Below are 18,285 nucleotides of genomic sequence, written 5' to 3' on the forward strand. Positions count from 1 at the left end.
TTTCAGAGCGAGCGGATGAAGGCGAGCACCTCTTCCGCGTGGCCCGGCACCTTCACGCCGCGCCACTCTCGCAGGATAAGGTTGTCCGGACCGATGACGAAAGTGCTGCGTTCCACACCGCGCACCTGTTTTCCGTACATGTTCTTCATCTTCATCACGCCGAACAGCGTGCATGCCGTCTCGTCCGGGTCGGACAGCAGTTCGAAAGGCAGCTCGAGCTTGGCCTTGAAGTTCTGGTGCGACTTGATGCTGTCGCGCGAAATGCCGACCACGTCGGCGCCGAGCGCCTTGAGATCGGCGTAGCGGTCGCGGAAGTCCGCACTTTCAGTGGTGCAGCCCGGTGTGCTGTCCTTCGGATAGAAGTAGATCACCAGCGGCTTGCCGGCGGCGGACAGCAGGAAGTCGGCGCCGGAGGTGGAGGGCAGGGTGAAGTCGTCAGCCCGGATTTCGCTCATCGTGTATCGGTCTCCAGTGCTTGCAGAAAGATGGGGTCAGGATGTCGCGTCGGGCAGCAGCAGCGCGGCGGCCACCGCTCGCCCTTCGGCTACCAGGATGTTGTAGGTGCGGGCGGCGGCGAGGGTGTCCATCACCTCGACGCCGATGCCGGCCTCGATCATCGGCCGCAGCAGAGAGGGGTGCGGGAAGCGCTGGGTCGGGCCGGTGCCGAGCAGCAGGATCTGCACCGGCAGCGCGGCGAGTTCGGTGAAGTCTTCCGGCTTCAGGCGGTCGAGGTCGTCGGCGCCCCAGTCTTCGCGCAATTGCTCCGGCGCGATCAGGATGGTGCGCGTGACCCGGCGTTCGCCGATCTGCAGATAGCCGTCGCCGAAGCCGGTGACCAGCGGAATGGTGGGGCGGGGAGTCTGGTGCAGCTTCACGTCGCGTGGGGAGAAGTCCGGGGTGGTTCGCAACTGTATCGTCGTGGCCGCCAGAACGGTTTTGCCCTGCTTTCGGCGGTCGCTTACAATCATACCTTTTTCGCCTGCCGGCAATGTTGCCAGGGCAGCGGCAAGTGCGCGCGCGCCGCCGCATAGGTAATCCACATGTCCCGCCATACGCCCAAAGAGTCCTCCGAGTCCGCCATCGTGCATCCGCCGGTCACCAAGTCGTCCAAGCTCGCCAACGTCTGTTACGACATCCGCGGCCCCGTCCTCGCCCGGGCCCGCCAGATGGAGGAGGACGGCCACCGCATCATCAAGCTCAACATCGGCAACCTCGCGCCTTTCGGCTTCGATGCGCCGGAAGAGATCGTGCAGGACGTGATCCGCAATCTGCCCGACGCCGCCGGCTACACCGACTCGCGCGGCCTGTTCGCGCCGCGCAAGGCCATCATGCAGTACTGCCAGGAGAAGAAGATTCCCGGCGTCGGCGTGGACGACATCTTCATCGGCAACGGCGCGTCCGAACTGATCGTGATGGCGATGCAGGGCCTGCTCAACACCGGTGACGAGGTGCTGGTGCCGGCGCCCGACTATCCGCTGTGGACCGCCGCAGTGACGCTGGCCGGCGGTACCGCCCGCCATTACATCTGCGACGAGGGCGCCGACTGGATGCCCGACCTCAACGACATCCGCTCGAAGATCACGTCGAGCACGCGCGCCATCGTCATCATCAATCCGAACAATCCGACCGGCGCGCTTTACTCCGACGATCTGCTGCGCGACCTGGTGCAGATCGCGCGCGAGCACAAGCTCATCGTGTTCGCCGACGAGATCTACGACAAGACGCTGTACGACGGCGCGACCCACACCTCGATCGCCTCGCTGGCCGACGATCTGCTGTTCGTCACCTTCAATGGCCTGTCGAAGAACTACCGCGCCTGCGGCTACCGCGCGGGCTGGATGGTGGTGTCCGGCGACAAGCGCCACGCGCGCGATTACATCGACGGCCTGAACATGCTGGCGTCGATGCGCCTGTGTTCGAACGTGCCGGGCCAGTTCGCGATCCAGACCGCGCTCGGCGGCTACCAGAGCATCAACGACCTGATCAAGCCGGGCGGCCGTCTGGCGCGCCAGCGCGACGTGGCGTGGGAACTGCTGACCGACATACCGGGCGTGAGCTGCGTCAAGCCGCGCGCTTCGCTCTACCTCTTTCCGAAGCTCGATCCGAAGATCTACCCGATCGAGGACGACCAGCGCTTCATTCTCGAACTGCTGGAAGAACAGCGCGTGCTGCTGGTGCAGGGTACGGGCTTCAACTGGCCGCGCCCGGACCACTTCCGCGTTGTCTTCCTGCCGCACGAGGACGATCTGCGCGACGCCATCGGCCGCATCGCACGCTTCCTCGACGGCTACCGCAAGCGCCATGGCACCTGAGTCGCCGGCGCTGGACGTGGTGCGCGTGGCAGCCGCCCGCGCGGTTACGGAACCGGGCTGGCTCGCCCGGGCCGAAACCGTGCATCGTGCGCTGCGGCCGGATCTGCCGGCCGACTATGCCGGCACGATGCGGGGCATCGTGGCCGACGGTGGCGAGATCGCGGTCGCCGTCGCCGACGGTGAGGTCGTCGGTGTCACGGTCTTCCGCAGCTATCGCAACACGTCCTGCGGTGTGTTCTTCTACGTCGATGATCTGGTGACCGATCCGGCGGCGCGCTCGCGCGGGGTCGGCAAGCGGCTGCTCGACTGGCTGGCGGCCGAGGCGAAGTCGCGCGGCGCGACCCGGCTGCGGCTGGATTCCGGCACCCATCGCGTCGATGCGCACCGCTTCTACCATCGCGAAGGCATGCACATCGCCTGTTTTCATTTTTCGCGTGACCTGGCCTGACCGGTCCGCGGCACCCATTACAAGACGAGGGACAGCATGAAACCCATCAACGTAGGCCTGCTCGGCATCGGCACCGTCGGCGGCGGCACCTGGACGGTGCTCACCCGCAACCAGGAAGAAATCACCCGTCGTGCCGGTCGCCCGATCCAGATCACCGCCGTTGCCGACCGCGACGTCGAGCGCGCGAAGTCGATGACCGGTGGTGCCGCCCGCGTGACCGGCGACGCCTTCGAGGTGGTGCGTGACCCCAGCATCGACATCGTGGTCGAACTGATCGGCGGCTACACCGTGGCCAAGCAGCTGGTGCTGGAGGCGATCGCCAATGGCAAGCACGTGGTGACCGCCAACAAGGCACTGCTCGCCGTGCACGGCCAGGAAATCTTCGCCGCAGCGCAGGCCAAGGGCGTCATGGTGGCGTTCGAGGCGGCGGTGGCGGGCGGCATTCCCATCATCAAGGCGGTACGCGAAGGCCTGACCGCCAACCGCATCGACTGGATCGCCGGCATCATCAACGGCACCACCAATTACATCCTGTCGGAAATGCGCGACAAGGGCCTCACCTTTGCCGACGCGCTGGCCGACGCGCAACGTCTGGGCTACGCCGAAGCCGACCCGACCTTCGACATCGAAGGTGTGGATGCCGCGCACAAGATCACGCTGCTGTCGGCGCTGGCCTTCGGCATCCCGGTGCAGTTCGAGCGCGCCCACATCGAGGGCATCACCAAACTGACCGCGGAAGACATCCGCTACGCCGAGGAGCTGGGCTACCGCATCAAGCTGCTGGGCATCACCAAACGCAAGGCCGACGGCTTCGAGCTGCGCGTGCATCCGACGCTGATTCCGGCCAAGCGCCTGATCGCCAACGTCGAGGGCGTGATGAACGCGGTGGTGGTGAAGGGCGACGCGGTGGGCGCGACGCTGTACTACGGCCGCGGCGCCGGCGCCGAACCGACGGCCAGCGCGGTCATCGCCGATCTGGTCGATGTGACCCGCCTGCATACCGCCGACCCGGAACACCGCGTGCCGCACCTCGCCTTCCGCGCCGATCAGCTGTCCGATACCCCCATCCTGCCGATCAGCGAAGTCGAGAGCGCCTACTACCTGCGCTTGCGTGTGCAGGACAGGCCGGGCGTGCTGGCCGACATCACGCGCGTCCTCGCCGACCAGGGCATCAGCATCGACGCGATGATGCAGAAAGAACCGTCGGAAGGCGAACAGCAGGCCAACATCATCATGCTCACCCACGTCACGCGTGAAAAGCAGGTCGATGCGGCGATCGCCCGCATCGAGGCGCTGGACAGCACGGTGGGTGCGGTGACGCGCCTGCGTCTGGAAGAACTGAACGGCTGAGCGGGCAGGGCGGGCCGGCGTTCAGCCGGCCGGCGCCGGCTCGGCGCTCATCGCGTCGGCCAGTTCGATGCGGTGGTAGAGCGCCGCCACCACGTCGGTGCGATCCAGCATGCCGACCAGACGATCGGCGCCATTGATCACCGGCACTGCCGGCTGACGACCGGAGGCCAGCGCCTCCGCCGCGTCGGCCACGCTGTCGTTCTGGCGCAGCACCAGTACGCCGTCGCGCACCTCGCGCATCATCTGTCCGACCACTTCCGCCTTGTCCGAATGCGTGTGCGGCGAACGCGCCAGCAGATGACGCACGGCCTCGCCCATCGAGCGGTTCGGCTCGGGCGACACCTCGCGCAGGAAGTCCTCCAGCGACAGCAGACCGATCACCCGCCGGCTGCGGTCGACCACCGGCAGCGTGTCGACGCGCAGCTTGCGCATCAGCAGCCAGGCATCCGCCAGCGGCGTTGCGAATTCGACAGCGGGCGCCGTCACCGCGCCATCGATCAGGTCGCCGCAGCGCATGCGATGCACGCGCTTGAAGGCATGCCGCAACGTACGCTCGTACAGATCGACCAGATCGTCCTCGCGGATGTCGAGGAAGCTGTCGATCTCGCTCAACGCCGCCTCCAGGTCGCGATGGGCGATGACGGGCGGCGCCTGATGCATCTGCTGCTGGGCGGCAGGCGGCGTGCCCTGGGGATAATGGCGGCCGGGGACGAGATTGTTTACCACCATCACCGCCACCATGATGGCGATCGTGTTCGCAGCGGTCGCCATCAAGGCGGGCTCGATGGCCGCCCCCTGCGCGGCGGCCATGGCCATGGTCAGCGCCATCGCGCCAGCGGGCGGATGAATGCAGCGCGCCCAGGCGGTGAGCCAGATCGACGCCGCCAGTGCGACCGCCATTACCCACGGTCCGGCCGGCAGCCACAGACCGCAGGCGTAGCCCAGCGGCGCGGACAGCAGCAGGCCGCCGATCACCGACCACGGTTGGGCCAGCGGGCTGTGCGGCAGCGCGAACAGGATGACCGAGGTCGCGCCCAGCGGCGCCAGGATGCGTTTTTCCTCGGTGCCGAGCGGCAGCACGAAGAGCACGCCTTCGAACAGCAGCAGGCCGAAGAAGCCGGCGAGCGTGCTGCGCCAGCGTTCTGCGCGGGACAGCGGGGGGGCATCCGATACCAGGTGGCGCCGCAGCAGTTCGGTCAGGCCGGTCATCGATACGGTCCGGACAAAACCGCGCAGTGTACCTGCACGCCCCATTCTGGTGCGAACATGTATCCATAACTGCGGGCCCCTCTCCACCGGCTCCTCTCCCATGGGAACGCTGGCGCGGGGCAGCGGGTGCGCTGTGCTAGATTAATGCCCCTTGCGCGCGCTGAGCGCGCCGCTTCTCGACCACGAATCCGATGCACGACGCGATGTATTACGTATCCACCCGCGGCCAGGCGCCGCAGAAGCGCTTCACCGAAATCCTGCTGGGCGGCCTGATGGAAGATGGCGGTCTCGCCATACCCGTGCAGTACCCGCGGTTCTCGGCGAGTGATCTCGAAGCGATGCGCGGCATGGATTACCGCCAGCTCGCCTTCGCCATCCTGTCGCGCTTCGCCGACGACATTCCGGCCGCCGACCTGAAGGCGCTGATCGACCGCACCTATACGCCGGAGGTGTATCGCAACACGGTGTCCGGGTCGGACGCGTGCGACATCACGCCGCTGTACACGCTGGAGCCCGGACTGCACCTGCTCGAACTGTCCAACGGCCCGACGCTGGCGTTCAAGGACATGGCGATGCAGCTGCTCGGCAATCTGTTCGAGTACGCGCTGGAAAAGAGCGGCCAGCAGCTGAACATCTTCGGCGCAACTTCGGGCGACACTGGCTCCAGCGCGGAATACGCGATGCGCGGAAAGCACGGCGTGCGCGTGTTCATGCTGAGCCCGCACGGCAAGATGAGCCGTTTCCAGACGGCGCAGATGTTCAGCCTGCAGGATCCGAACATTTTCAACATCGCGGTACGCGGTGTGTTCGACGACTGCCAGGACATGGTCAAGGCGGTGTCGAACGATCTCGAGTTCAAGTCGAAGTACTGCATCGGCACGGTGAACTCGATCAACTGGGCGCGCGTGTCGGCCCAGGTTGTGTACTACTTCAAGGGCTATTTCGCGGCGACCAAGCACAACGGCGCACAGGTGAGCTTCACCGTGCCGTCCGGCAACTTCGGCAATGTCTGCGCCGGCCACATCGCTCGCATGATGGGCCTGCCGATCCGTCACCTGGTGGTCGCGACCAACGAGAACGACGTGCTGGACGAGTTCTTCCGCACCGGCGTCTATCGTCCGCGCGCCACCGCCGAAACGCTGCACACGACCAGCCCGTCGATGGATATTTCGAAGGCCAGCAATTTCGAGCGCTTTATCTACGACCTGGTCGGCCACGACGCTGCCCAGGTTCGTGCAATGTGGGGCGAGGTCGATCGCGGCCGTCCGTTCGATCTGTCGGCGTCGTCGCTGTTCGGCAAGGTGGCTTCCGAATACGGATTCCAGTCCGGTGCCAGCAATCATGCGCACCGCGTCGCCACGATGCGGCTGGCCGACGAACGCTGGGGGCGCGCCATCGACACGCACACCGCCGACGGCCTCAAGGTCGCGCTGGAGCGGCGCGAGGCCGACGTGCCGATGATCGTGCTGGAAACCGCGCTGCCGGCGAAGTTCTCGGAAACCGTGGTCGAGGCGCTGGGTCGCGAACCGGTACGCCCGGCCGGCATGGAAGACCTTGAGTCGCTGCCGCAGCGTTTCGAGGTGATGGATGCCGACGTGGCGGCCATGAAGGATTACATCGCGCGCCACGCCGGCTGAGCGCGGGGGCGGTCGCCCCACGGATTCAAGACATTCGCCGGCCTGCCGTAGACCCGTACATCGAACTGTGTATGTACGGGGACAACTCATGGGTGAGCCGGTGAACGCATCGCTTGAAGCACTGCAACGACTTTCGGCCGAACTGGAATCGGGGGACATCGTGTTCCCGACCAGCATCGACGTTTCGCTGCGCATCCGCCAGGCGCTCGAAAACCCGGACATCAACATCAACGAAGTCGCGCGCCTGGTCGGCGCCGAGCCGGTGCTGAGCGCGAAGGCGCTGCGTCTGGCCAATTCGGTCGCCTACAACCGCAGCGGCAACGAAATCACCGACGTGCGCACCGCGGTCAACCGGGTCGGCACGGAGCCGATCCGCATGCTCACGATGTCGCTCATCGTCCGCCAGATGGTCGATGCGAGGGCCGACGAGCGGCTGCGCGTCATGACGCACGACCTGTGGCAGCACACCATCCACGTGTCGGCGCTCAGTTTCGTGATCGCGCGCCGACTGTCCCGACTGAACGCCGATGCGGCCATGTTCGCCGGCGTCGTGCATGAGATCGGCCAGTTCTATCTTCTGGCCCGCGCTTCCGCCTTCCCGGCGCTGCTGCAGCGCGAGGAGGAACTGAGCGGCCTGATGTTCAGCTTCAGCCGCAGCGTCGGCCGGGCAGTGCTCGAATCGCTGAAGGTACCGACGCAGATCATCGATGCGGTCGACGATCCGTCGATCACCGGCCCGGTCGTGCCGCCGCGTTCACTTGCCGATGTGCTTTTCCTGGCCGAGAGCATGGCGGCCTTCCCCAACCCCTTCTGCTGCGCGACGGCTGAGCACGACGCGGCGATTGCCGAAACCGTCACCGCCGACATCGACAACGAAACGCTCGACGCGGTGGTGGCCGAGTCGCAGGAGGAAATCGACTCCGTCATCGCAACGCTGCAGGTGTGATTGCATTGACCGCCGGCCGAGGAGCTCAAGTCCGCGTCCGGCGGACCGTTAATTTCGGTGAAATCTGATAACAGCTGAACCAGGGCAAACCCGTCGAAAGACGGCGACGCAAAGTTTCCGGTCTACAGGGTGACGACACCCCATGACAGCGGGGCCGCCGCTATACTGCGCCACAGGTTGCGCTCCGACCTGAACCTTGCCCGGGTTTCGGCCTTTTCAGGTCGCTTTGAGCGACCGCAAAGGTAAACAATGAGCGCCGCTTCACCGATGCCTCCCAATCTGCCGCCCGAACGCGGACGCGTAATCAACGACTGCCGCGATTTCACGCTGCGTCGTCTGCGCGAATCGCTGCATGGCATGCTGACCAAGATCGAGGAAGATCTGGTCGCGCGTGCAGAAGCCGAGCTCGATCGCGACCAGCGCAACCTCTACATGTTCACCTGCGGCAAGGCCCGCGAGAACTGGGCCGGCATCGAGCAGGCCTTCATCGACAATCTGTCGCGCTATTTCGACGCCCGCGTACGCGGTGAGCCGCTGAAGGCGTCGGCTGCCGCCACGCCGAAATCGCTCGACGAGCTGAGTCTGGTCGAAGAGGACGTGCTGACCCAGGATCTGGCGGTCAGCGAGATCACCCGCAAGCTCAAGGAACATTGCGACGAGGACCTGTACGCGGTCGAACAGCGCCTCGGCAGTCTGCTTGGCAAGCAGGATCCGACCGATGCCGACAACCCGATCGGCACCGAAGCCATCGCCAACGCGCTGCGCGCGGCGTCCGAGGAAGTGGACCCGGGCGTGCAGATGCGTCTGGTGCTGCTGCAATCACTCGAACAGCAGATTTCCAACGAACTGGCCCGTCTCTATCAGGAACTGAATACCCGCCTGGTGCGCCAGAACGTGCTGCCCGGACTGCGCCGCGGCTTCCGCCGCGCACCGATGGCCGGCGCGCGGCCGCGCGGCGCCGGGGCGGCACCGGGCGGCGAGCAGCCGGCGATGCCGCGGCCGGACTTCGGTACCGTGTCATCGGTACAGGGCTTCGGCAGTGCATCGATGACGCAGGGATTCGGCACGGCGTCGATGCATCAGGGCTTCGGCGATCCGTCGCTGTCCGGCGTTGGCGGCTTCGATGGCGAGGGCGACATCTACGCGATGCTGGCCCAGCTGGTGCAGGGGCAGATGGCGGCACAGGGCATTCCGATGCCGGCTGCCGGTGGCAGCGGGCCGGCCGCCGGACTCACGCCCGCTTCGCCCTTCGTATTCGAGGCGCTGAGCGCGCTGCAGGCCGAGGCCGATCACCTGCCCATGACGCCGGGGCTCGGCATGCCGGTGCCCGTGAACGTGCTCCGGGACTTCCGCAGTTCGGATCTGGGGCGGCATCTCGGGCAGTTCGACGCGATCACGGTCGACATCGTCGCGATGCTGTTCGACCTCATCTTCGACGACGCCAATATCGCCGATCCGATCAAGGCGCTGGTTGGACGGCTGCAGATCCCGCTGGTCAAGGTGGCCATGCTGGACCGCAGTTTCTTCTCCAGCAAGGCACACCCGGCCCGGCATCTGCTCGATCTGATTTCGCAGGCGATGCTGCGCTGGGGGCGCGATGTCGGCCACGATGACCCGCTCTACGTGAAGCTGGCGGAGATCGTCGATCGAATCCTGCGCGACTTCGAACGCGACATGAGCTTGTTCGAGGCCTGCAACACCGACCTCGAAAGCTTCATCAATGCGCTCGAATCCGAGGAGACGCAGCGCGCCGAAACGGCCGCCCGTCTGGCCGAAGAGCGCGAACAGGAACGTCTGCGCCGCGACGATGCGCGTCGCGCCGCCGACGACGCTGTCGATGACCGTCTGCGCACGCCGCTTCCTGCGGTGGTGCAGAACCTGCTCGACGGCGTATGGCGCCGCCTGCTGCGCACGCTGGCAGAGCGCGGGGCCGATACTGAGGTCGATTACCGGCAGGCCCTGGTGACGGCCGACGAACTGATCTGGAGCGTGCAGCCGAAGAGCGATCCGGAAGAGCGGCGCAAGCTCGTGCAGGCGCTGCCCGGCCTGCTGCGCCGACTGAATCAGGGTTTCGACACGGCCGAGGCGCATCCGGCCGACAAGTTGCTGCTCCTCAACGGCCTGTTCGATCTGCACGCGCAGTGGATCAAGCCGGGTGTGTCGCCCGGCGCGCCGCCGCCGGTGAAGCAGTGGGTGCCGGGCGAGGGCTCGGCCAACGACGCGGTGCCGGCGCCCGAGGTGGTGACCGAGCACGTCGAGCAGGATGGTCTCGAGTACGAGGACATTTCGCTCAATCTGCCGGCACATCTCGATATCGCCGACGAGGGCCGGGTGGCCGAGCTGAAGCGTGGCGACTGGGTCGAGTTCAAGCAGCCCGACGGCAGTTTTTCGCGCATGCGCCTGAACTGGGTCAGTCCGCAGCGTGGTATCTACCTGTTCACCAATCCCGGTTCGCCGCGGGCCACCTCAATCGCGCCCGACGCGCTGGCGCTGCAGCTGGCGCGGGGCGAAGCGCGTATCGTCGATGCCGCGCCAATGTTCGAACGTGCGGTCAGCCAGGCGCTGGCACAGCCGCGCGACGAGCTTGCCGCCGGCTGAGTGTCCCGCGCGCGGCAGCGCATTCAGCGCGCGTGCTGGCGATCGTGCTTCTGGTGGCGGATGTTGCGCTTGGCGCGGTCCTGCATGTTTTCCATGCGCAGCGCCTCCTTCCTGTTCAGCGAGCCGTCGGCCAGTGCCCGGTTTTCGGCGTGATCGATGTGCGCCTGCTGGTGTTCGAGCCGCGTTGCCTCGCGCTGGGTGAGCTTGCCACTTTCGACGCCGCCGTCGATGCGCTGTTCCTGTCGCGCCTGACGCGCATCGATGCGTTGCTCCATGCGCTCGGAGGGCGTCTGCGCCAGCGCGCCGCCGGCGACGAACAGGGTGGTGATGGCGAGCAGGCCGGGAATGAATTTCATGGTGTTCTCCGCAGGTTCAGCGTCGGCGGGATGCGTCTGCTGTGACCGTGAGACGTGCCGCCCGGGCCGGCCCTTACGCGCCGGCGCTGTAAGCGGATGTAATGTGCGATCACGCGCGTAAGGAATGCCGCGCCGCGGCGTCAAACTGTTGTGTCCCTCCCTCTGCCTGCGATGATGATTTTCCGTCTCACCCTGCTGTGTGGCCTGCTCTGGACAGGTGTCGCGCAGGCCGAAGTGCCGGCGGTGCCGGACCCGGGTGCCTGGAGTGCCTTGCCCGCCGACCGCAGGGAAGCGCAGGCGCACGAACTGCGGCAGAAGCTGAAGGCGGCCACGCCAGAGGAGCGGCGCGAGTTCCGCGCCCGGCTGCGCGAGCGACTGTCGTCGCTGCCGCCGGAACAGCGCCGGGAAATGAGCGAGCGGCTGCGCGAGGACTGGAAGTCGATGAGCGCGACCGAGCGCGAGCGCCTGCGCGCCGAACGGCGCGCCTACATACAGTCGCTGTCGCCGGATGAGCGGCGCGCGCTGTTGCGCGAGCGTCGCGAAATGCTCGAACGGATGACGCCCGAAGAACGCCGGCGGCTCAAACGTGAACTTGAACGCTGAGGGCGCGCTGTCCGGCTTCGGTGTGCTGCTGCCGACCGGCTGGCGCAGCGACGCGCTGTTGCTGCAGCAGGCGAGGGCGGGTGAGCGGGTGGCCAGTGACGAACTGGTGAAACGCCTGCTGCCGCCAGCCCATGCGCTGGCCTGGAAACTGACCGGCGACGCCGCCGAATCGGATGACGTCGTGCAGGAGGCGTTCTGCCGCCTGTGGCAGCACGCTGGCCGCTTCGAAGGAAGGGCGCAGCTGTCCACCTGGTTCCTGAGCATCGTGCGCAATCTGTGCATGGACCGCTTCAGGCGCAGCCGGCCGCGCGCCGACGAGGCGGAGCTCGAATTGCTGGCCGATCCACGGCCCACGCCGGAGGAGCACTGGCACGCGGCGGCGCGAAGCGGCGCATTACGCGCCGCCCTGGCAGGTTTGCCCGAGCGCCAGCGTGCGGCACTGATGATGTGGGCCTGGCAGGAGTACGATGTGGCAGCGATCGCGCGCGAGCTCGGCATTGCCGACAATGCCGCGCATCAGCTGCTGTTCCGGGCGCGCACGCGCCTGAAGGCCCTGCTGGCCGGGGAGACTGACGATGACTGAACGATTTTCCGATGATGCGCTGCGCAGCGCACTGCGTTCGCTGCCGCCACCGCCGGTGCATGCCGCACTGGCGGCGCGCGTGCGTGACGGCGCGCCGCGTCGCGCCGCGTTGCCGCGCCCACGCTGGGTGACCGGCGTTGCGCTCGCCGCGCTGGTGCTCGCCGTGGCGGCCGGCGTGTTCGAGTACCGTGCCTGGCAGGAGACCGAAGAGCTGGCGCAGCTCGACGAGCTGTCGATCACCACCATGCTGGTTCTTTGACGCAACGGGTTCTCACCGTCGGGCCGGCCTGCTACGCTGCGCCGCTGCCTTGCCGATGGAGTGCTTCAAATGCTGATTGACCGCCAACGTTCCTCGCTGCTGCTGATCGACATGCAGGAGCGCCTGCTGCCGGCGATGGACGACGCCGACCGCCTGCTGGACAACGTCGTCTGGATGGTGAAGATCGCGCAGCGACTGTCGGTGCCGGTGCTGGTCAGCGAACAGTATCCGAAGGGCCTGGGGCCGACGGTGCAGGCCCTGCGCGATCTGATCCCGGCGGAATCCATCGTGCCCAAGATGCACTTTTCATGCGTATCCGACGGTTGCCTGAAACCGCTGCTCGATCCTGCGCGCGAGCAGGTTGTCATCGTCGGCATCGAGTCGCACATCTGCGTTCTGCAGACCGCGATGGATCTTCAGACCTCAGGTCGCCAGGTGTTTGTCGTAGCCGACTGCGTCGCCTCGCGCGATCCGTCCAACCGCGGTCTTGCGCTGGAGCGTCTGCGCCAGCACGGCGTTGTCATCGTGTCGCGCGAAATGGTCGCCTTCGAATGGCTGGGCGCGGCAGGATCCGAAGAATTCCGCGAGATCAGCCGCACCTATCTGCGCTGACGTCGGCCAGCGTGGCGCAGCCGCACAGCGCCATGCACATTTCCAGTTCGTCGCGCAGCAGCCGGATCACGTGCGCGACGCCGAGCGCGCCGCCGGCCGCCAGACCCCACAGATAGGGGCGACCGACCATGACCGCTCGCGCGCCGAGCGACAGCGCGCGCAGCGCGTCGGCACCGCTGTCGATGCCGCTGTCGAACAGCACCGGCACGCGGTCGCCAACCGCAGCGATCACCTCTGTCAGGCAGGACAGGGCCGGTGGCGCGCAGTCCAGCACACGCCCACCGTGGTTCGATACGACGACCCCGTCGCAACCGAGATCGACGGCGCGCGCGGCATCCGCCGCGTGCAGCACACCCTTGATCAGCAGCGGCACCGGCGTGCGCGCGCGCAGCCAGACGAGGTCGTCCCAACCGGGCGCGTCAGCCATCCAGCCGTCGAACACTTCGCTCTGTCCCGGCCGCAACTGGCGCTGGCCTGGCGGCTCGATGTTGACCGCGCGCACGTCGGCCGGCAGCGGTGAGGCGGCGAGCTTGATCGGTGCGTCGACGGTGAACACCACGCAGCGATAGCCGGCGGCAAGCGCGCGATCGAGCAGACGCGCTGTGCGCTCGCGGTCGCTCTGCCAGTAGAGCTGGAACCACAAGGGCTTCTCGGCCGCACGGGCGATCTGTTCGAGCGGCTGGCTGGCCAGCGTGCTGACCACCATCTGCCCGTCCTGCGCGGCGGCTGCCATCGCACTCGCACACTCTCCGTCCGGATGTTGCAGGCGCTGGTAGGCGATCGGCGCCAGCAGCAGCGGGTGGCCCAGCGACTCACCGAAAAGTTCGATCCGCGTATGGCCGCCGCGCACGTCGACCAGAGGTCGCGGCCACAGCGGCATGGCATCGAGCGCGGTACGGTTGGCGCGACCGCATACGGTGTCGCGGCCGCCGTCGAGGTAGTGCCAGATGTCCGGATGCAGCAGTTCGCGCGCCCGCTCACGATAGCCGGCGATCGACTGCTGCAGGTTCAGCGGCGTGTTCAGGCCGAACCCCAGCGGCGCAGCAGGTTGTGATAGATGCCGGTCAGTTTGACCATGGACGTCGTCTCGCCCAGTTGCTGGCGCAGCGTCAGCAGTTCCATGTCGAGGTCGAACAGCAGGCGGCGCTGCTCGGCGTCGCGCACCATGCTCTGAATGAACATGAAGCAGGCGACGCGGGCGCCGCGCGTCACCGGTGTCACCTCGTGCACTGACGACGACGGGTAGAGCACCAGGCTGCCGGCCGGCAGCTTGACGCTGTGACGGCCAAAGGTGTCGTCGATCACCAGTTCGCCGCCGTCGTACTCGTCCGGATCGGCAAGGAAGAGCGTGGCCGACAGGTCGGCACGCACATAGCCGCTGCCGTCCGGCATCGCGCGCATCGCGTTGTCGATGTGCTGGCCGTAGCGATTGCTGCCGTCGGCATAGCGGTTGAAGAAGGGCGGCAGGATCTTCGCCGGCAGTGCGGCGCTGAAGAACAGCGGCTCGCGGTTGAGCGCGGCCAGCACCCGCTGGCGCAGTTCCGGCAGCGTCGGCGCACCTTCCGGGACCTGCTGGTTGTTCTTCACGACAGTCGCCTGCGATCCGGCGGTGAGGGCGCCGCTGGCCCACTCGGAACGATCGAGCAGGTCACGGAGGGCGGCGACTTCGTCGCCGGAAAGCAGGTCGTCTATCGTCAGCAGCATCAGAATGAGTAGATCGCGGAGAGCACGGCCGCGCGGCTCGCACCCGGAATGCTCTGGCCGCTGGCAAGTTCGAAGATGTACTTCTTGTCGAGCAGGTTATACACGTTCAGGCGCAGCTTGAGATCCTTGCTGACTTGATACAGCGCAACCGCGTCGAACACCCAGTAGTCATCGACCGTCGTCACCAGATCGCCGGTCAGGCTGCTGCGGATGATGGCGTTGCGCGTATCGATGTACTGCGCACCGCCGCCCACGCTGAGGGCTTCGGTCAGCTGGTAGGTCGCCCAGCCACTGAAGCTGTGGCGCGGCGTGTTGTCCAGCGTCTGACCTTCCTCGATCGGGTTGTTCGACTTGCGCACCTGACTGTCCTGGAAAGTGTAGCCGGCGAAAAGGTTCAGACGATTGGTCACGCGGCCGCTGGCCGACAGTTCGAAGCCCTGCACCTCCTGTACGCCCTGCAGCACCAGCGGCGGTTCACCAGGCAGGCCTGGCGTGCGGCCGTTGAATTTCTCGGTGCGGAACAGCGCGGTCTGGATCAGCAGCGCGTCGCCCAGCGCGTTCCACTTGGCACCCACCTCGTAACTGCGCGTGCGTTCCGGCTTCAGATTGAAGGTTTCCGGAGTTACCGGCAGATTGTTGTTGCCACCCGCGAGCTGGACGATGTCAGCGCGGCCGCTCGGGTCGAAGGAACTGCCGTAGCCGGCATACAGGCTGAGCGTCGGAACCGGACGATAGATCAGGCCGAGATTGCCCGACACCTCCTTGTCGGTGCGCGACAGGTGTTGGCTGTACGCCGGCACCGTGCCGTCGTTCAGCGCGCGCACCGTCGTCTTGACGTGGTCCCAGCGCAGACCGGCATTGATGTCCCATTGCGGCGTCAGCGAGATGATGTCGCTCACGTAAAGCGCCGTCGTTTCCAGGTCGAGCTGGGCGCGGGTGCCGTTGTATGGAATCAGCGCTGCTGGACGCAGCTGCGGATCGAGCAGATTGGTTGCCGGTCCGTTGGCGTCAAGGCGGCGCTTGTTCTCGTTGTCCTCGCGTGACAGCTCGAGACCGGTCACCAGGTGATGCTTGACGCTGCCGGTGGCGAACTTGAAGGTCAGATCCGTCTGGTTGATCAGCAGGTCGGTCTTCTGGTCGCGCGGCTTCTGGTTGCCGACCACATTGGTCGCACCGGTGATGGTCGTGATGTTGCCCGGCGAATAGCGCGGCGACGAGAAAATCGAGTCGTTGTGCGTATAGCCGTAGCGCAGCTGATTGCGGATGCTCACTTTGTCGTTGAAGTCGTGCTCGAAGCGGAAGCTCGCCTGATGCGCTTCGAGGTCCTGGTAGTCGGACGAGTGACCATAGAAATTCGAGTACCTCACCGGCGCCACGCCTCCGCCGAAGCCGGAATTGCGCAGGCTGAAATTGCGCGCGTTCGGCAGGCCCGAATCAGGTCGGTTGTCCTGCCTCGTGTATAGATAGCTCAGCGTGACGCGGGTCGGCGTGCCCAGACCGAAGGACAGCGAAGGCGCGATGCCGAAGCGCTTGTTTTCGACGTGATCGCGGCCCGGCTGGTCGTTCTGGTGCGACATCAGGTTGAGCCGGAAGGCCGCGCCGTTCAGGCCTTCGATCGGCTGATTGATGTCGGCGGTGATGCGATAAAGGCTGTCGGTGCCGATGCCGGCCTCGATCTCGCGCTTCTGCTTCAGTGACGGCAGCTTGGACACCTGGTTGATCGTGCCGCCGGTCGAGCCGCGGCCGGCGAAGGCCGAGGCGGGGCCCTTGGTCACTTCGATGCGCTCAGTGTTGAACGGATCGCGGAAGAACACGCCGGCGTCGCGCACGCCGTCGACCAGAATGTCGTCGCGCGCCGAGAAGCCGCGGATCTTGAGCTGGTCGCCGGACGGCGGATTGCCCTCGCCGGCCTGGAAGCTGATGCCTGTCACGTTGCGCAGCGCGTCGCGCAGCGTCTTCGTGCCCTGTTCATCGAGCAGCTGCTCGGTCACGACCTGCACGGTCTGCGGGATGTCCTGGATGGCCTGCGGCCGCTTCGGCGAGCTGAGCACTTCTGCCTTGTAGGGCGCCGGTGCCTGGCCTTCCACCTGTACGGCAGGCAGCGTGACGACACCGCCTTCGTTCGCCTGCGCGCTCATGCCGAAGCTGCCTGCCATCAGAGCGGCGCCCAGAGGCAGCAGCGTACGGTCGATCCTGCGGGCGTAGGCTGTCGTGCGGACGCGCCGGGTACGAAGGTGTGCGGACATCGGGGTTTCTTCTCCGTGGTGACGTCATGGGGGCGGGAATCGCGACGCAGCCGGCGTCGCCCCGGAATCAATTCGCGCGCAATGTAAACGAAATGCAAATGTTTCTCAATGTCGGTAAGGATTCGCTCTCGATATGTATGCAGTGAGGACGGACGACGAAACGACGATGCGCGGGGCGGACCACCCCATGCACCGGAGGATTTCGAACTGGACGGGGAGCGATTGCGGCGCGCTGATGCGCGCCGGTTCAGGCGGGGGAGGGACGGGCTCCGCTCAGAGGTAGAGCACGGCCGGGAAGACAGTGACAGCCAGTACGAACACCAGCCATTCGAGGTTGTTGCGGGCGAGGAAGCCGGTGAAGTGCAGGATGAGCACCGTGATTGCCACCACGTAGTACAGGATGAACCACATCAGACGGAATCTCCGCGGATAGGGGCTGGACGAGGCTGGCGCCGGACGCTCAGCGTTCGACGTGGCGAAGTGAGAGGTCGATGGCGCGGACGTTCTTGGTCAGGACGCCGATGGAGATGCGGTCGACGCCGGTTTCGGCGATGGCCCGCACGCGGTCGAGGTTCACGCCGCCGGACGCTTCGAGTTCGGCACGGCCGGCGTTGATGGCGACCGCTTCGCGCATTTGTTCGATGGACATGTTGTCGAGCAGCACCATGGTGGCGCCGGCGTCGAGCGCCTCGCCCAGCTGGGCCAGCGTTTCGACCTCGATCTGGATGAAGGCATTCGACGGTGCGATGCCGCGTGCGCGCGCCAGCACCGGGCGGATGCCGCCGGCGGCCATGATGTGGTTTTCCTTGATCAGGATGCCGTCGTACAGGCCCATGCGGTGGTTCAGGCCGCCGCCGACGGTGACCGCGTACTTCTGCGCCAGGCGCAGGCCGGGCAGGGTCTTGCGGGTGTCGACGATGCGTGCCGAGGTGCCGGCGATGGCGTCTACGAAGCGACGCGTAATGGTGGCCGTGGCCGACAGCAGCTGGACGAAGTTCAGCGCCGCACGCTCGGCGGTCAGCAGGGCGCGGGTTTCCGACAGGATTTCACACAGCTTCTGGTCCGGCTCGACCCACTCGCCTTCCGCCACGTGCCAGGCGACGGTCGCCTTCGGGTCGAGTGCGCGCAGGCAGGCCTCGAACCAGTCGCGGCCGCACAGCACCGCTTCTTCGCGCGCCGTCACCATGCCGGTGGCAGCACGCCCGGCCGGGATCAGCCGTGCTGTCAGGTCGCCGGTGCCGACATCTTCGGCCAGCGCCTGCGACACGTTGCGTTGTATTTCGATGGACAGCTGATCGTTTTCCCGCATGGCTCGTCTTCTGTATTTGTCGCGGCGCATTCTAGCATCGGCCTGCCCCGGCCCATGCGAGCCGCAAGGCTGGCACAGGCAATCCTGCCTTCCTCCCAAGTTCGTCACGAATC

The 18,285-nt window shown here is 66.4% G+C and carries 19 protein-coding genes and 1 riboswitch; of the genes, 10 read left to right on the forward strand and 9 right to left on the reverse strand.

Going from position 1 to position 18,285, the window contains the following annotated elements:
• Window positions 1-2 precede the first annotated feature (2 nt).
• Both METFAM1_RS0102715 and METFAM1_RS0102720 read right to left on the reverse strand, forming a co-directional pair.
• Window positions 3-455: a peroxiredoxin gene (locus tag METFAM1_RS0102715; RefSeq protein ID WP_019918000.1), complete on the reverse strand. Its 453-nt coding sequence runs from the start codon at window positions 453-455 to the stop codon at window positions 3-5.
• Between the two features lie 36 nt (window positions 456-491).
• On the reverse strand, window positions 492-908 hold the full coding sequence (locus METFAM1_RS0102720) for an Mth938-like domain-containing protein (protein WP_232419628.1): 417 nt from the start codon (window positions 906-908) through the stop codon (window positions 492-494).
• Window positions 909-1,040: 132 nt separating this feature from the next.
• On the opposite strand from METFAM1_RS0102720, the gene METFAM1_RS0102725 reads away from it, so the two are divergent.
• Genes METFAM1_RS0102725 through METFAM1_RS0102735 form a run of 3 tightly spaced genes read left to right on the forward strand, consistent with a single transcriptional unit; the run spans window position 1,041 to window position 4,110 of the window.
• Window positions 1,041-2,312, forward strand: coding sequence for a pyridoxal phosphate-dependent aminotransferase (locus tag METFAM1_RS0102725; RefSeq protein ID WP_019918002.1), 1,272 nt, complete (start codon window positions 1,041-1,043; stop codon window positions 2,310-2,312).
• On the forward strand, window positions 2,302-2,760 hold the full coding sequence (locus METFAM1_RS0102730; protein WP_019918003.1) for a GNAT family N-acetyltransferase: 459 nt from the start codon (window positions 2,302-2,304) through the stop codon (window positions 2,758-2,760). The genes METFAM1_RS0102725 and METFAM1_RS0102730 overlap by 11 nt, the downstream gene beginning before the upstream one ends.
• Window positions 2,761-2,796: 36 nt before the next feature.
• A complete protein-coding gene (locus METFAM1_RS0102735; RefSeq protein WP_019918004.1) occupies window positions 2,797-4,110 on the forward strand; it encodes a homoserine dehydrogenase in 1,314 nt (437 codons plus the stop codon).
• A gap of 21 nt (window positions 4,111-4,131) precedes the next feature.
• Here METFAM1_RS0102735 and METFAM1_RS0102740 read toward each other — a convergent pair whose 3' ends face one another.
• The gene (locus METFAM1_RS0102740) at window positions 4,132-5,319 is read right to left on the reverse strand and encodes an HPP family protein (RefSeq protein ID WP_019918005.1); all 1,188 of its coding nucleotides are present in this window, start codon (window positions 5,317-5,319) and stop codon (window positions 4,132-4,134) included.
• Between the two features lie 191 nt (window positions 5,320-5,510).
• Between METFAM1_RS0102740 and thrC the strand changes: the two genes are divergently transcribed.
• From thrC to METFAM1_RS0102755, 3 genes are all read left to right on the forward strand, one after another.
• Complete coding sequence (gene thrC / locus METFAM1_RS0102745) at window positions 5,511-6,956, forward strand: threonine synthase (protein ID WP_019918007.1); 1,446 nt, start codon at window positions 5,511-5,513, stop codon at window positions 6,954-6,956.
• Window positions 6,957-7,056: 100 nt separating this feature from the next.
• Window positions 7,057-7,902 (forward strand): HDOD domain-containing protein, encoded by an 846-nt coding sequence (locus METFAM1_RS0102750; RefSeq protein ID WP_232419629.1) that lies wholly within the window; start codon window positions 7,057-7,059, stop codon window positions 7,900-7,902.
• Window positions 7,903-7,975: 73 nt separating this feature from the next.
• A riboswitch (cyclic di-GMP riboswitch) is annotated at window positions 7,976-8,064 on the forward strand.
• Window positions 8,065-8,151: 87 nt separating this feature from the next.
• On the forward strand, window positions 8,152-10,500 hold the full coding sequence (locus METFAM1_RS0102755; protein WP_232419630.1) for a DUF1631 family protein: 2,349 nt from the start codon (window positions 8,152-8,154) through the stop codon (window positions 10,498-10,500).
• Between the two features lie 23 nt (window positions 10,501-10,523).
• Here the strand turns inward: METFAM1_RS0102755 and METFAM1_RS0102760 are convergent, their stop codons facing one another.
• Window positions 10,524-10,856, reverse strand: a complete 333-nt coding sequence (locus METFAM1_RS0102760; protein WP_019918011.1) for a hypothetical protein — start codon at window positions 10,854-10,856, stop codon at window positions 10,524-10,526.
• Between the two features lie 171 nt (window positions 10,857-11,027).
• Between METFAM1_RS0102760 and METFAM1_RS0102765 the strand changes: the two genes are divergently transcribed.
• From METFAM1_RS0102765 to METFAM1_RS0102780, 4 genes are all read left to right on the forward strand, one after another.
• Window positions 11,028-11,459: a DUF3106 domain-containing protein gene (locus tag METFAM1_RS0102765; protein ID WP_019918012.1), complete on the forward strand. Its 432-nt coding sequence runs from the start codon at window positions 11,028-11,030 to the stop codon at window positions 11,457-11,459.
• On the forward strand, window positions 11,443-12,042 hold the full coding sequence (locus tag METFAM1_RS0102770; protein WP_024300401.1) for an RNA polymerase sigma factor: 600 nt from the start codon (window positions 11,443-11,445) through the stop codon (window positions 12,040-12,042). The genes METFAM1_RS0102765 and METFAM1_RS0102770 overlap by 17 nt, the downstream gene beginning before the upstream one ends.
• Window positions 12,035-12,301 carry a hypothetical protein gene (locus tag METFAM1_RS0102775; RefSeq protein WP_019918016.1) on the forward strand — a complete coding sequence of 89 codons (267 nt, stop codon included), beginning with the start codon at window positions 12,035-12,037 and terminating at the stop codon, window positions 12,299-12,301. The genes METFAM1_RS0102770 and METFAM1_RS0102775 overlap by 8 nt, the downstream gene beginning before the upstream one ends.
• Window positions 12,302-12,370: 69 nt before the next feature.
• Window positions 12,371-12,913 (forward strand): hydrolase, encoded by a 543-nt coding sequence (locus METFAM1_RS0102780; RefSeq protein ID WP_019918017.1) that lies wholly within the window; start codon window positions 12,371-12,373, stop codon window positions 12,911-12,913.
• Here the strand turns inward: METFAM1_RS0102780 and METFAM1_RS0102785 are convergent.
• The 5 genes from METFAM1_RS0102785 to nadC form a co-directional block, all read right to left on the reverse strand.
• Window positions 12,891-13,862 (reverse strand): alpha-hydroxy acid oxidase, encoded by a 972-nt coding sequence (locus METFAM1_RS0102785; RefSeq protein WP_232419853.1) that lies wholly within the window; start codon window positions 13,860-13,862, stop codon window positions 12,891-12,893. The genes METFAM1_RS0102780 and METFAM1_RS0102785 overlap by 23 nt on opposite strands.
• 71 nt (window positions 13,863-13,933) lie before the next feature.
• Window positions 13,934-14,617, reverse strand: a complete 684-nt coding sequence (locus METFAM1_RS0102795; protein WP_019918019.1) for a Fe2+-dependent dioxygenase — start codon at window positions 14,615-14,617, stop codon at window positions 13,934-13,936.
• Window positions 14,617-16,863 carry a TonB-dependent receptor gene (locus METFAM1_RS0102800; protein ID WP_027490996.1) on the reverse strand — a complete coding sequence of 749 codons (2,247 nt, stop codon included), beginning with the start codon at window positions 16,861-16,863 and terminating at the stop codon, window positions 14,617-14,619. Before METFAM1_RS0102800 ends, METFAM1_RS0102795 begins: the two co-directional genes overlap by 1 nt.
• Window positions 16,864-17,136: 273 nt before the next feature.
• Window positions 17,137-17,274, reverse strand: coding sequence for a hypothetical protein (locus METFAM1_RS21000; RefSeq protein WP_008059032.1), 138 nt, complete (start codon window positions 17,272-17,274; stop codon window positions 17,137-17,139).
• Window positions 17,275-17,323: 49 nt separating this feature from the next.
• A complete protein-coding gene (gene nadC / locus METFAM1_RS0102810) occupies window positions 17,324-18,172 on the reverse strand; it encodes a carboxylating nicotinate-nucleotide diphosphorylase (protein WP_019918021.1) in 849 nt (282 codons plus the stop codon).
• Window positions 18,173-18,285: the final 113 nt, after the last annotated feature.

Origin of the sequence: Methyloversatilis discipulorum, from assembly GCF_000527135.1 — a bacterium.
GTDB lineage: Bacteria > Pseudomonadota > Gammaproteobacteria > Burkholderiales > Rhodocyclaceae > Methyloversatilis > Methyloversatilis discipulorum.